We start from the raw sequence: 13,762 nt of genomic DNA, 5'->3' as shown, positions 1-13,762 counted from the left end.
CCGTCGCTAACCTGTCCGGGTGGCAGAAGTGCTGTCGGTGAACGTTGCGCGAGTGCGGGTCAATCCCGATGCGCCGTCGAGGTCGACGGGCATCGACAAGGTCGCCGTGGCGGACCGGGTCGCGGTGCGCGCGCCGGGACCGATGCGCGGCGGCCTGGGCAGCGGACTCGTCGGCGACACCATCGGCCATAAGAAGCTGCACGGCGGTGACGATCAGGCCGTCTACGCATATGCGCGAGAAGACCTCGACGACTGGGAAAGTCGACTGGACCGCCGGTTGACCAACGGCATGTTCGGCGAGAACCTCACCACGATGAACGTCGACGTGACACAGGCGCGCATCGGTGAGCGTTGGCGCGTCGGCACCGACGGCCTCCTGCTCGAGGTTTCGGCGCCGCGCACACCGTGCCGCACCTTCGCGGCCTTTTTGCAGATCGACCGCTGGATGAAAACCTTCACCACGGCCGCCAAACCCGGTGCGTACCTGCGTGTTGTCTCACCGGGAACGGTGGGCGCGGGCGACGAGATCTCCGTCGAGTACCGCCCCGACCACGAGGTGACCGTCGAGTTGGCGTTCCGCGCAAGGATGTCCGACGCGTCGTTGCTTCCACAGCTGCTCGCGGCCGACGCGTTGTCTGCCGAACTCAAGACCTACGTCCGCAAGCGCCTGTCGACCAACGGCAAATAGGCACCACCGCGGCCCGCCAGCGGAACCGTGACGCACCCCACGCTTTGGTAACGGGGCCGCTGCCGGTGCCGACATAACCGTCAGCAGCGGCTACGCGCGGCGGGTGTCCCGTATCGCGGCAGGTGTGAAGCAGCAGCGCCTGAACCGGCAGCCCTGACCCGGCTCCGGTCCGCCCATCCGCGATGACCGCTCGGCGGTATCCCTCGACCAGGAAGTTCACAGCGATGACATTGCGACACAGTTGGGCGCGCCGCATGATGGCCGGCGCGCTAGCGGCCCTGCTCATACCGGGCCTGGTCGCGGCGGTGGGTGGCACGTCCACCGCAGCGGCATACTCACGACCGGGCCTTCCCGTCGAAACCCTGATGGTCCCGTCGGCCGCCATGGGCCGCGACATCCCGGTCAAGTTCCAGGGCGGTGGCCCGCACGCGGTCTACTTGCTCGACGGCTTGCGGGCGCGCGACGACAACAGCGGCTGGGACATCGAAACCGCCGCGTTCGAGAACTACTTCGAATCCGGTCTGTCGGTCGTGATGCCGGTCGGTGGCATGTCGAGCTTCTACACCAACTGGCAAGGACCCGCGGTCGGCAACGGCGGGCGCTACTCCTACCAGTGGGAGACCTTCCTGACGTCTGAACTCCCGGCGTACCTGTCCGCCAACAAGGGCGTCTCGCCCAGCGGCAACGCGGTGGTCGGCCTGTCCATGTCGGGCAGCGCGGCGCTGATCCTGGCGGCCTACCACCCCGGCCAGTTCCGCTACGCGGCATCGTTGTCGGGCTTCCTCAACCTCTCCGAGGGCATCTGGCCGCTGCTGGTCGGCGTCGCGATGCGCGATGCGGGCGGATTCAGCGCCACGGCGATGTGGGGCCCGCCGGGCAGCTCGGCCTGGAAGCGCAACGACCCGACGGTCAACGTCGGCAAGTTGGTGGCCAACGGCACCCGCATCTGGGTGTACTGCGGCAACGGTGTCCCGTCCGAACTCGGGGGCGGCGGCGACATCGCCGGCCAGTTCCTCGAAACCATCACGCTGGACAGCAACAAGAGCTTCCAGCAGGCCTACCAGGCAGCCGGTGGAGGCAACGGCACGTTCAACTTCCCCGCCAACGGCACCCACGGATGGGGCTACTGGGGTTCGCAGCTGGCCGCGATGAAGGGCGACATCCAGGCCACGCTGGGCGCCTGAGCTCGCTGACGCCGCTGGGCGACCGCCTCGTGCGGTCGCCCAGTGCGCGTTGGAGACAATCACGGGGTGACGCAGCAGCCGCGACCGACCGTTCCCGCGCTCCTGGCGCATGCATGCCACGAATTCGGCGACCACACCTATCTGGTCACCCCGACGGACCGACTCACCTACCGTGAGGCGCACGAGCGCTCGGCCCGCATTGCGCGGTGGCTTCTGGGGCAAGGCGTCGGCAAAGGAACCCGCGTCGGCCTGTTCTTTCCCAACGGGGTGGACTGGGTGCTCTGGTGGTTGGCGGCCTCCCGCATCGGCGCGCTGGTCGTGCCGCTGAGCACGCTCTACGCCCCGGCCGAGATCGCCAAAGTCACTCGGCTGGCCGACGTTGCGCTGATCGTCGCTCCCAGGCGCGTGCTGAGCATCGATGTCGCCGACCGGTTCGAAGCGGCCTGGCCGGAGTTGACGACCCAGCGGGGCGGAGGGTTGGCCATGACGGGCGCTCCGTACCTACGTCGGCTCGTGTTCGTCGACGGCCCGGTTCCCCCTTGGGCCACGCGGTGGGACGGCGACGCCGACGGCCTACCGGACGAGCTGCTGGCCGCCGCGGAGGCCGAGGTGAGCCCCGCCGATCTGGCCGTTGTCATCCACACGTCGGGCTCGACAGCGGACCCGAAGGGCGTCATGCACACGCACGGTACCCTCGTGCGACAGACATCGACATGGCCGAACGCGATCCGCGCGGTATCCAAAAGCGAAGGTGCAGTGCGGATTCTGTGTGCGATGCCGTTCTTCTGGGTCGGCGGGCTGCTCGCGGCGACCGGTGCGCTGCACGAACCCGTCACGGTGCTCGTCATGCCGAAACTGGACGCCGAGGGCGCACTCGATCTGATCGAACGCGAGCGGGCCGCTGGAGTCGTCGGATGGCCCGCGTTCACCCAGCGGCTCCGTGAGCATCCGAGCTTTCCCGGCCGCGATCTGGCCTGCGCGCCGATGTTGCGCGACGGTCCGCTCGACATCGCGATGGTCGACGTACCCGACGGATATCCCGTGCATCGCACCATGTCCGAGACCGCGGGCGGGTTCGCATACACCGACATGTGCATCGTCGACGACGACGGCGCACTGGTTTCTGACGGGCAGGTCGGCGAACTGCTGATCCGCGGCATCGGCGTGATGGCCGGCTACAACAAACGCGAACGGTCGGAGACCTTCGACGAAGACGGTTGGTACCACACGGGCGATCGCGTCTACCGCAGACCGGGCGATCCGCGGCTGTTCTACGTGGGCCGGACCACCGACATGATCAAGGCCGCCGGGGCCAACGTCTCACCGCTCGAGGTCCAGGCGGTCATCGAGGAATCCCCCGCCGTGGCACAGTGTCTCGTGCTCGGTATCGACGACCCCCTACGCGGGGAGCAGGTGTGCGCAGTCGTCGTGCCCGCCGCCGCACGCGTCGACATCGACGCGTTGGCCGCCCACGCCCGCGCGCACCTGTCAACATACAAGGTGCCGACCCGCTGGGTGCTGGCCTCCAGTGACCAGATCCCGATCCTGTCCAGCGGAAAGTTCGACCGCAGGACGCTGAGCACCATGATCGTCGACGGCGTCCTCGAATCGGTTGTTCGGTGACTGGGATGGATGTCCTGCGAACACCGGACGACCGTTTCGCCGCGCTGCCCGACTACCCGTTCGCCCCTGGCTATGTCGACGTGCAGACACGCGGAATGGACCCGCTACGAATGCATTACGTCGATGCGGGACCGTCCGACGCGCCCGTCGTCGTGCTGCTGCACGGCCAACCGACCTGGTCCTATCTGTACCGGCACGTCATCGGTGTGCTGTGCGGGTCTGCGCGTGATCGCGCCCGACAACATCGGCTACGGCCGCTCGGACAAGCCGACCGACCCGACCGCCTACACCTTCAAGCGGCACGTCGACTGGATCCACAGTGCCATCACCCGCTTGGATCTCACCGAAATCACCCTGGTCGTACAGGACTGGGGCGGGCCCATCGGACTCAGCGTGCTCGCGCGCGACCCCGACCGCTTCGCCCGCGTCCTAGCCACCAACACGATCCTGCACACCTGCGACCCAGGCCTGGCGGGCAAGCTCGAATGGCCGCATCACGCCGTCGGCGACGGTCAGGTCATCCTTCAGGAGACCCTCCTCGACTACGTGGCGTACTACCAACGCTCACCGGAACTCGTTCCGAGCTTCTCCCTCGACGCGGTGGCCGGACCCTTGAGCCCGGACGTGCGAGCCGCCTACGACGCACCCTTCCCCGACCGTTCATACACCGCGGGCCTACGCCAAATGACCGCGTTGATTCCGTTGACGCGCAACGACCCCGGGGCCGCGATCGGTCGCGAGACCATGGCCGCGCTCGGCCAGTGGCGCCGGCCGTTTCTCACCGCGTACTCCGATGGCGATCCGGCGACGCGCGGTTGGGACAAAATTTTCGCCGAACACGTCCCCGGCGCGAAAAACCAACCGCACACGACGGTCACGGGTGCGGGCCACTTCATTCAGGAGCAGCGGGGCGACGAACTCGGCCGTATCATCACCGAATTCATCGCCCGCACAGGGTGATCAGAGCCCGAACTGGTCGTCGATGATGCCGAGCCACACCTGAGCCGCGTCGATCGACACCTTCTCGCTGATGAACGCGTGCTGCGTGCCGGTGTACATGTCGCGGAACGCACGTTCCAGGCGGCTGCCCTCGCGGATCGCACTGGTGCCCGCAGCCAGATGTGCCCACTCCGCGCACTGACGAGCCACGTCGGTGGCGTACACCGCGGCCACCCTCATGTCCGCGCGCAGGGTCGGCGTGAGGTCCTCCCCCGCCGCCACACTGGCTTCTGCCGTTGCGAACGCATCGAGCACCAGCAGCCGCGCCGCCCGCCACGCCGCGACGTGATGGGCCAGCCCTTTCTGGAAGGTCGGCCGGCTCGCCAGCGACGCCATGTCGCTCATCCGGAACTTCGTGGCGGCCAGTTCTTCGACGTCGTCGAGCATGCTCTTGGCGACGCCCAGCGCCCACGACGCATGCCCGGCGGCGGTGACGGGCATCATGCCCATCCGCGTCGCGGGCCACGATCCGCGCAACGGCTCACGAGTGAACAACGCGAACGTGCGGTCGGCGGGAACGAACACGTCCTCGACGCTGTAGTCGTAGGAGCCCGTCCCCTTGAGCCCCTGCACGTGCCAACCGTCGTTGAAGCTGACCTGCTCACGCGGCAGGATGGCGATCTGCATGTCCGGCACACCTTCGCTGACCCAGCGCATCTCGGTCCCGTCCATCGGCAGGAACCCCGCGGCGACATACTGCGCATGCCCGATCCCCGAACCGAAGCTCCACGACCCGGTCAGCCGGTAACCACCGGGCACGGCGGCGCCTTGACCGTTCGGGAAGAACTGCCCGCCCATCGTGACCCGGTTGTCGTGGGCCGTGAACACCTCGGCGAAGCCCGCGTCCGGCAAGTACGCGGCGGCAGCGAACGACGACGGCAGGTTGGCGATGCCGATCCAGCCGAAAGACCCGTCCTGCCATGCCATCTCGATCCAGGTCTCGATCATCTCGGCGAACGACGGTTCGCTGCCGCCGGCGGGAGCGGGGTTGAACGCCGTCATCAGGCCGGTGTCCCACATCGCCTCGACCACGGTCGGGCTCAGTGTGCGCAACCGCTCCGACTCGCCGGCCTCGCGGGCGACGAGATCACGTAGCCCGCGCGCTTTCGCCGTGATGTCGCCGGCCGATGCCGAGGTCTCCAACGTCGAGGTCATCCGTCTTCTCTATCAGTTGTCGGCGATCCGATGTCACAAATCCGGTCGCTGCATACGTCTGGGGTGTGTGAGGACAGACGAGAAAGGCAGCAACCCATGAAGAACATCGTGATACTTGGCGGCGGCTACACCGGTATGGCGACGGCCACGGCGCTGGCGGGCCGGCTGAAGCGCCGCGACAACGTGCACATCACGCTGGTCAACGCGCAGACCCGCTTCACGGAGCGGCTGCGGCTGCACCAGGTCGCCTCCGGCCAGGAGCTGAACAACCTGCCGATACCCGACCGGCTCACCGGCACCGGCATCGAGTTCGTCCACGGCTGGGTGACCGGCATCGACGCCGACGCGCAGACCGTTCGCATCGATGACGCCACGATCTTGCGCTACGACACCCTGGTCTACGCGCTGGGCGCCGTCGCCGACAGCAACGGCGTCCCGGGCGTCGACGAGTTCGCCTACACCCTCAACAGCGCCCAGGACGCCCAACTGCTCGCCGAGCACCTGAAGCGGATCGGCGACGGCCCCGTCGTGGTCGCCGGTGCCGGGCTCACCGGCGTCGAGTCCGCGGCCGAGATCGCCGAACAACATCCCGAGCTCGACATTGTTCTGCTGAGCCGCCAGTTTCCCGGCGCAATGATGGGCGAGAAGGCGCGGGCACGACTGCACGCCGGGCTGGAACGCCTCGGCGTCCGGGTGCGCGCCGGCGTCGAGATCGTGAAGGTGATGGCCGACGGCGTCGCGCTGGCCGACGGCGAGGTGGTCCCGGCGCAGGCTGTGCTGTGGACAACCGGGGTGCGGGTGTCACCAATGGCTGCGACGGCGGGGCTGACGGTCGACGAGCGTGGACGCATCGTCACCGACGAGTCGCTACGCTCCGTCAGCCACCCGAACGTCTACGCAGTCGGCGACGCGGCCGCGGTGCAGCAGGGATACGGCATCATCCACGGCACCTGCCAGAGCGGCATACCCACCGGTGTGCACACCGCAGCGTCGATCGCACGTGAGCTGAAGGGCAAGAGCCCCAAGCGATTCCGCTTCGGCTACATCCACCAGCCGGTCAGCCTGGGACGTGACGACGCCGTCATCCAGTTCACCCATGCCGACGACAGCCCCGGATGGTTCTATCTGGCCGGCCGGTTCGCCGTCGCGTATAAAGAGGCGGTGAGCTCCAGCCCCTGGACGACTTACCGCCTGCTGAAGCTGATCCCGGCGTTCGGCGCCGCCATGTGGCGCCGCGGGGGCAGGTTGACAAAGTGACCGATGACCAGCAGACGTTCGCCGATCACCGCAACCTGTTGTTCGCGATCGCCTACCGCATACTCGGCTCGGCCGCCGATGCCGAGGATGTGGTCCAGGACGCGTGGTTCAAGTGGTCGGCGGACGACCGCTCCCAGGTATCCGACCCCAAAGCCTACCTGTCACGCATCGTGTCGAACTTATCGATGGATCGGCTGCGCTCGACACAGCGGCAGCGCGAAACCTATGTGGGGCCGTGGCTTCCGGAGCCGATCCTGACCGCGTCCGATGCCGCCGACGACGCCGTCACCGCCGATTCGGTCTCGCTGGCGATGCTCGTCGTGCTCGAGACCCTCAGCCCGCTGGAACGCGCGGTGTTCGTTCTCAAGGAGGCGTTCGACTTCAGCTACGCCGAAATCGCCGAAGCCGTCGAACGTTCCGAGTCGGCGGTGCGACAGGCCGCCCACCGCGCACGCGAGCACGTCCAGGCCCGCCGACCGCGGTTCGAGGCCGACCGGGCCAAGAAGCGGCAAGTCACCGAGCGATTCTTCGCCGCGAGCGTCGGCGGTGACATCAACGCGCTGTTGGAGATGCTCGCGCCGGAGGTGACCTTGTGGACCGATGGCGGCGGCAAGGTCCGCCAGGCGCTGCGACCGCTCATCGGCGCGGCCAACGTCGCCCGCTGGCTCGCCGGCACCGCCAAGCGGCCTTATGAAGGCATCGAAATCGCCGATATGACAGCTGAAGTCGTGGAGATCAATGGCGGCCCCGGAATCGTACTGAGCGGCGCTGGGCGCATCATCGCCACGCTCACCGTTGACCTCGACGACGACGGCCGCATCGCGACCATCCACAACATCGCAAATCCCGACAAGCTGCGCGCTATCGCCGGCGGTCAGGCCCGATCGCTCACTTGATGATGCGGACCAGATACGGCGCCATGTTGCTGGTGCGCACCGGGGAGACCGTCACCCCGGTGTCCGCCGTCTCCAGCATCTGCCCGTTGCCGAGGAACAGCGCGACGCTCTGATCGCCGTTGGGGCCGTAGAAGATGAGATCACCGGGCAGCGCCTCGGACGGCAACACCTTCTGCCCGACGTTGTACTGCGCACCCGAGGACCGCGGCAGCTTGACTCCGATACCGGCGAACGAATAGACCATCAGGCCCGACGCGTCGAAACCGACGGTGCTCAGCGCGGGATCCAGGCCGACGATGTGGCCTTCGCGGTCGAGTCCGGCGACGTTCTCGGGCGTGCCGCTGCCCTTCGTCGGCCCGTTGGCGTCTCCCCCGCCGTAGGAGAAGGGGACGCCGCGCTGCGCGAGACCGCGCGCGATCACGAGGTCGACCGCCTGCTGGTTCGCCGCGGACCGGGAGGATGGTGCAGCGACCGCCACCCCAGGGATGGCCACCAACAGGGCGACACCGATCACCAAGGCGTAGATGCGTCTCATGGTTCGTTGCTCTTTCTTCGTCTGCGCGCATACCGATGGCGCTGTAATCACTTGTACGCGTGGTTTGCTCGTGACGCCAATTCGCGCCTGGCTCAGCGTCAATGAGATGCAGTACCGTAACCGAACAGTGATTACCTCCCTTTGTTGTGGCGCCCGGCGATGACCGAACGGATCGCAGTGGTCGGTGGCGGCATCATCGGTGTCGCGGTGGCCCGCGAGATCGTGCGTCGTCGTCCCGACTCCGATGTCACGCTCTTCGAGAAGGAAAACCGTCTCGCGTCGCACCAGACCGGCCGGAACAGCGGGGTGGTGCACGCGGGTCTGTACTACCAACCCGGTTCGCAGAAGGCCGTGCTCTGTCGTCGCGGGGTGAGCCTGCTCGAAGAGTTCTGCGCCGAGCGTGGCATCCGCCGGATCGCGTGCGGCAAGGTCCTGGTCGCGCTCACCGACGAGGAGAAGGACAGGCTCGCCGACATCGAACGGCGGGCGTCGGCGAACGGTGTACCCAGGGTGCGGATCATCGGACCTGAGGAACTGCTTGAGCTTGAACCCAATGTGCGTGGCATCGCCGCGCTGCACTCCCCGTCGACCTCGATCGTCGACTATGCGGAGGTGACCAGGGAGCTTGCCGCCGACGCCACGAATGCCGGTGCGAAAGTCCTTCTCGGACACGAGGTGACCGGCCTACGGGTGGGCGACTCCGACGTGGTGGTCAGCACCCGTACGGAGGGAATCGGCGACCAGGCCCGGTTCGACCGGGCCGTCGTGTGCGGTGGCCTGCAGAGCGACCGGCTCGCCGAAATGGCCGGGGACGGCCCGAATCCGGTGATCATGCCGTTCCGGGGCGAGTACTACGCGCTGAAACCGCACCGGCGCGATCTCGTCAACGGTCTGGTCTATCCCGTGCCCGACCCGCGCTATCCGTTTCTGGGTGTGCACCTCACCCCGCGCGTGGACGGTCAGGTGCTCATCGGACCCAACGCGGTGCTCGCGCTGGCACGTGAGGGTTACACCTGGGGCACGGTGTCGCTGCGCGATCTGAGCGCGATCGCCTCGACGCCCGCTTTCTGGCGGTTCGCCAGGCGGCATTGGCGCACGGGTGTCCGCGAGGTGTCCGGTTCGCTGTCCAAGCGGCGATTCATCACTGCCGCCAGGGCCTACGTGCCGTCGTTGCGTGACAAGGACGCGGTGCCCGGCACCGCCGGCGTGCGGGCCCAGGCCCTCGACCCCGACGGCGGTCTGGTCGACGACTTCCGGATCAGCGTGCGCGGCCGCGTCGTGGTGCTCCGAAATGCGCCGTCACCGGCGGCGACCTCGGCGCTGGCGATCGCCGAGCGCATCGCGGACACCTTTGAGGCGTCGACGTGACGCCTCCCTGCTGATAACGCCATCCCCGGCAAAGGCCGGGTCGTACTGTGGGGGCATGGCCATCATCGAAACGGACGCCGCGCCTCAGACCCCGTTCGACCAGGAGGTCGCTGCCACGCAGCGGTACTTCGACAGCCCGAGATTTGACGGCATCATCCGCCTCTACTCGGCCCGTCAGGTCGCCGAGCAGCGCGGCACGATCCCCTCCGACTACATCGTGGCGCGCGAGGCCGCCACGGCCTTCTACGAGCGCCTGCGCGAACTGTTCGCACAGAAGAAGAGCATCACCACGTTCGGCCCATACTCGCCTGGCCAGGCCGTGACGATGAAGCGGATGGGCATCGAGGGCATCTACCTCGGCGGCTGGGCGACGTCGGCGAAGGGGTCGACGACCGAAGACCCCGGCCCCGACCTGGCCAGCTACCCGCTCAGCCAGGTGCCCGAGGAGGCGGCCGGGCTGGTCCGTGCGCTGCTCACCGCCGACCGCAACCAGCAGTACCTGCGGCTACAGATGACCAGCGAACAACTCGCGGCAGCGCCCCCTCCCGTCGACTTCCGCCCGTTTATCATCGCCGACGCCGACACCGGCCACGGCGGAGATCCGCACGTGCGCAACCTGATTCGTCGGTTCGTGGAGGCGGGGGTGCCCGGCTACCACATCGAGGACCAGCGGCCGGGCACCAAGAAGTGCGGCCATCAGGGCGGCAAGGTGCTGGTGCCCTCCGACGAGCAGATCAAACGGCTCAACACCGCCCGCTTCCAGCTCGACATCATGCGGGTGCCGGGCATCATCGTGGCCCGCACCGACGCCGAGGCGGCCAACCTGATCGACAGCCGCGCCGACGAGCGCGACCAGCCGTTCCTGCTCGGGGTGACGAACCTCAAGGTGCCGTCGTACAAGTCGTGCTATCTGGCGATGATGCGGCGCTTCTATGAGGCGGGCGTCACCGAACTCAACGGCCATCTGCTCTACGCGCTGCCCGAAGGCGAGTACACCACCGCCAACGCCTGGCTCGACCACCATGGCATCGGCGATGCGGTGGCCGAGGCCGCCTCGGAGTACCGGGACCGCCCCGACGGTGAGATCGACGCGATCTTCGACCGGGTCGAATCCAAGGCCGTCGACGCCTGGCAGCTCGACGCCGGCTTGATGACCTACGGCGAGGCGGTCGCCGAGCTGCTCGAGTTCCGCGAGAGCGAGGGTGAGCAACTCGACATGAGCGTCGCGGAGTGGCGGGCGTTCGCCGAGCGCGCCCCTCTCTACACCGCGCGCGAGAAGGCCAGGGAGATCGGGGCGGCGGTCGGCTGGGACTGCGAGCTGGCCAAGACGCCGGAAGGCTACTACCAGGTTCGCGGCGGTATCCCCTACGCGATCGCGAAATCGCTTGCCGCCGCGCCGTTCGCCGACATCCTGTGGATGGAGACCAAGACCGCCGACCTTGCCGACGCACGCGAGTTCGCCGAGGCGATTCACGCCGAGTTCCCGGAAAAGATGTTGGCCTACAACCTGTCACCCTCGTTCAACTGGGACACGACCGGCATGACGGATGACGAGATGCGGGTCTTTCCCGAAGAACTCGGAAAGATGGGTTTCGTCTTCAACTTCATCACCTACGGCGGTCATCAGGTCGACGGTGTCGCGTCCGAGGAGTTCGCCACCGCGTTGCGCCAGGACGGCATGCTCGCGCTTGCGCGGCTGCAGCGCAAGATGCGCCTGGTCGAATCGCCTTACCGCACACCGCAGACGCTCGTCGGCGGGCCGCGCAGCGATGCCGCGCTTGCCGCGTCGTCGGGCCGCCTGGCGACCACCAAGGCGATGGGCAAGGGTTCGACCCAGCACCAGCATCTGGTGCAGACCGAGGTGCCCAAGAAGCTGCTCGAGGAGTGGCTGGCGATGTGGGGTGAGCACTACAAACTCGACGAGCGGCTGCGGGTGCAGTTGCGCCCGACCCGGCCCGGGTCAGACGTGCTGGAACTGGGCATCTTCGGTGAGCGTGACGGTGAGGACGAGAAACTCGCCAACGTGATCGTCGACCCGATCAAGGACCGGCACGGCCGCAGCATCCTGACGGTGCGCGACCAGAACACGTTCGCCGAGAAGCTGCGCCAGAAGCGCCTGATGAGCGTGGTGCACCTGTGGCTGATCCACCGGTTCAAGCCGGAGATCATGTACTACGTCACGCCGACCGAGGACAACATCTATCAGACCGAGAAGATGAAGTCGCACGGCATCTTCACCGACGTGTACCAGGAGGTCGGCGAGATCATCGTGGCCGACATCAACCAGCCGAGGATCGAGGAGCTGCTGGCCCCCGATCGCGAGGCGCTGGGCCGGTTGATCCGCAAGGAGGATTAGGGCCGCTGACCCCCCGCGGGGCCGCGGACCGGTGCCCTCTCGCGCGGACCTGCAGCGGACCCTTGCCCTCTCGCGGACTCGGTCGGCGCAGCGCCCACCTATCAGCGAAAAAGTCGCTGGGAGCGAATTTTTCGCTGTGAGGTGGGCATCGAAGGTGATGCTGACAGCTGGGCCCTGGGAGAATGTTTCGCTGTGAGGTGGGCCGCGCGAGAGTGCCCCAGGTGTTCGGCGGCGAGATGTGTACGACCTTCATCGCGGTCATCTCGTCGAGCAGTTCCGGGCCGAAGCCGAAGCCGTTACCGCTCGCGCGGCGCGGTTGCGATGCCCCGCCGGGCGCTCCGCCGAACACATCGTTGATCTTCACGGTGCCCACCGGTAGAGCTCGCCACGCCTCTTGAGCGTGCCCCATGTCTGCGGTCAGAACGGTCGCGGCCAGGCCGTAGCGGTCGTCGGCCGCTTCACGCAACGCGGTGTCGAAGTCCGGAACCACTCGTACCGGGGCCACCGGACCGAAGGTCTCCTCAGAGAACACCAACATCTCCGGTGTGCAGTCGGCGAGCACCGTCGGCGGGTAGAACAGACCGTGCGCCACCACGTCGACGTCGGGCGCCGAGGCAAGCTGGCCGCCGACCGATCCGTCACCGTCGAGGATTTCCAGCACGCCGTCGGGAAGTTGCTCGGCCAACAGTTGGGCGAACCGCCGACCGGTCGCCGGACACCGCTCACTTGGCTTGTGCACCACCGTATTTCCCGTCACCAGCGCCGCGCCCAGCAGGCCGGCCGCCACAGCGACCGGATCGTTCCACGGGGTGAGTACCGCAACGACGCCGCGCGGTTCGGGGACCATCAGATCGGTTGCTGACCAGGAGCCGTGCAGGCTGCGGCCGCGATGCCGCGGGCCGAGTTCGACGTACTGCACCAGCGTGCCCGCGCCCGCGTCGACTCCGCCCAACGCGTCGTCGCGGGTCTTGCCGGTCTCACGTTCGTTGACCGCGGCTCGAACCGCTGCGGCCGCCTTGGTCAGCGCGGCCGCGCGTTCGGCGGCGGGGGTGCGCGCCCACCCCGGCGCGGCTGCGCGGGCTCGTCCCACGGCTTGGACGCAGCTCGAGGATCGGTGATCGGAATCCTGCTGACTTCGTCGCCAGTGCGGGGGTCCAGAACGGTCATTTCCATGGTCTGCGACACGCGAAGAGTGGTACCCGCTGCGATCGTGGTCAACCGCGCCACGCGCCGCGGCTTGGCGGCCCGGAGTGATCAGCCGTAGAGCTCTTCGAATTTGCGGATCGAACGTTCGATATCGCCTTTGACCGCGCGGGCCGCCGTCGCGCCGATGGGCCCGAACAGCGGCGCTCCCCCGAGGTTCATGGTGAGAGTGAACGCCGAACCGGCGTCGACCTCGGCGACCGTCATCGTGAGCCCGTACCTGGTGCCGCCGACACCTTTTCCGGTGACCTCGATCAGCTTGGGCGGGTCGAATTGCTTGATGGTCCACGTGACGCGGTTGCGCAACCCCTTGGCCCCCGCGACGCCGACAATCGTGGTGCCGACCGTCAGCTCGTCGGGCAGCTCGCTGCGCCAGCCTTCGTGCATGACCATCCAGTCCCCCAACGAGTTGAGATCCGATACGTGCTCCCATGCCTCCTGCGGAGTCAACGTGAGCTGACGCGACAACTCGAGTTTGGCCATCTTCGGATCGTAATC

General features: G+C 67.5%; 12 protein-coding genes. 8 read left to right on the top strand and 4 right to left on the bottom strand.

Annotated features, from left to right (window positions below):
- The first annotated feature begins 28 nt into the window (after positions 1 to 28).
- The 4 genes from CEX88_RS24200 to CEX88_RS24185 all read left to right on the top strand — a co-directional run bounded on the left by CEX88_RS24200 (position 29) and on the right by CEX88_RS24185 (position 4,455).
- Positions 29 to 688, top strand: a complete 660-nt coding sequence (locus tag CEX88_RS24200; RefSeq protein ID WP_202931632.1) for an MOSC domain-containing protein — start codon at positions 29 to 31, stop codon at positions 686 to 688.
- A gap of 224 nt (positions 689 to 912) precedes the next feature.
- Entirely contained in the window at positions 913 to 1,872 is a 960-nt protein-coding gene (locus CEX88_RS24195; RefSeq protein ID WP_066840449.1) for an esterase family protein, read from the top strand.
- A 66-nt stretch (positions 1,873 to 1,938) separates the two neighbouring features.
- Positions 1,939 to 3,495, top strand: a complete 1,557-nt coding sequence (locus tag CEX88_RS24190; protein WP_094295426.1) for a class I adenylate-forming enzyme family protein — start codon at positions 1,939 to 1,941, stop codon at positions 3,493 to 3,495.
- Between the two features lie 225 nt (positions 3,496 to 3,720).
- Positions 3,721 to 4,455 (top strand): alpha/beta fold hydrolase, encoded by a 735-nt coding sequence (locus CEX88_RS24185; protein ID WP_238382184.1) that lies wholly within the window; start codon positions 3,721 to 3,723, stop codon positions 4,453 to 4,455.
- Here the strand turns inward: CEX88_RS24185 and CEX88_RS24180 are convergent, their stop codons facing one another.
- On the bottom strand, positions 4,456 to 5,649 hold the full coding sequence (locus CEX88_RS24180) for an acyl-CoA dehydrogenase family protein (RefSeq protein ID WP_094295425.1): 1,194 nt from the start codon (positions 5,647 to 5,649) through the stop codon (positions 4,456 to 4,458).
- 96 nt (positions 5,650 to 5,745) lie between these two features.
- On the opposite strand from CEX88_RS24180, the gene CEX88_RS24175 reads away from it, so the two are divergent.
- The gene (locus CEX88_RS24175; RefSeq protein WP_094295424.1) at positions 5,746 to 6,906 is read left to right on the top strand and encodes an NAD(P)/FAD-dependent oxidoreductase; all 1,161 of its coding nucleotides are present in this window, start codon (positions 5,746 to 5,748) and stop codon (positions 6,904 to 6,906) included.
- Entirely contained in the window at positions 6,903 to 7,802 is a 900-nt protein-coding gene (locus tag CEX88_RS24170) for an RNA polymerase sigma-70 factor (protein ID WP_094295423.1), read from the top strand. Before CEX88_RS24175 ends, CEX88_RS24170 begins: the two co-directional genes overlap by 4 nt.
- Here CEX88_RS24170 and ripD read toward each other — a convergent pair.
- Positions 7,795 to 8,337 carry an NlpC/P60 family peptidoglycan-binding protein RipD gene (gene ripD / locus CEX88_RS24165; protein WP_094295422.1) on the bottom strand — a complete coding sequence of 181 codons (543 nt, stop codon included), beginning with the start codon at positions 8,335 to 8,337 and terminating at the stop codon, positions 7,795 to 7,797. The genes CEX88_RS24170 and ripD overlap by 8 nt on opposite strands.
- A gap of 159 nt (positions 8,338 to 8,496) precedes the next feature.
- Between ripD and lhgO the strand changes: the two genes are divergently transcribed.
- Positions 8,497 to 9,705, top strand: coding sequence for an L-2-hydroxyglutarate oxidase (gene lhgO, locus CEX88_RS24160; RefSeq protein WP_094295421.1), 1,209 nt, complete (start codon positions 8,497 to 8,499; stop codon positions 9,703 to 9,705).
- Positions 9,706 to 9,760: 55 nt separating this feature from the next.
- On the top strand, positions 9,761 to 12,061 hold the full coding sequence (aceA, locus tag CEX88_RS24155; RefSeq protein ID WP_094295420.1) for an isocitrate lyase ICL2: 2,301 nt from the start codon (positions 9,761 to 9,763) through the stop codon (positions 12,059 to 12,061).
- On the opposite strand, the gene CEX88_RS24150 is transcribed toward aceA, so the two are convergent.
- A complete protein-coding gene (locus CEX88_RS24150) occupies positions 11,985 to 13,151 on the bottom strand; it encodes an aldehyde dehydrogenase family protein (RefSeq protein ID WP_238382183.1) in 1,167 nt (388 codons plus the stop codon). The two genes, aceA and CEX88_RS24150, sit on opposite strands and share 77 nt — an antisense overlap.
- 164 nt (positions 13,152 to 13,315) lie before the next feature.
- Complete coding sequence (locus CEX88_RS24145; protein WP_066840483.1) at positions 13,316 to 13,747, bottom strand: type II toxin-antitoxin system Rv0910 family toxin; 432 nt, start codon at positions 13,745 to 13,747, stop codon at positions 13,316 to 13,318.
- Positions 13,748 to 13,762 lie beyond the last annotated feature (15 nt).

It is taken from the genome of Mycobacterium neumannii (assembly GCF_002245615.1).
GTDB classification, from domain to species: Bacteria; Actinomycetota; Actinomycetes; order Mycobacteriales; family Mycobacteriaceae; genus Mycobacterium; species Mycobacterium neumannii_A.
The sequence above is the reverse complement of the archived record's forward strand: the minus strand, read 5'-3'. Positions and strand labels throughout refer to the sequence as shown.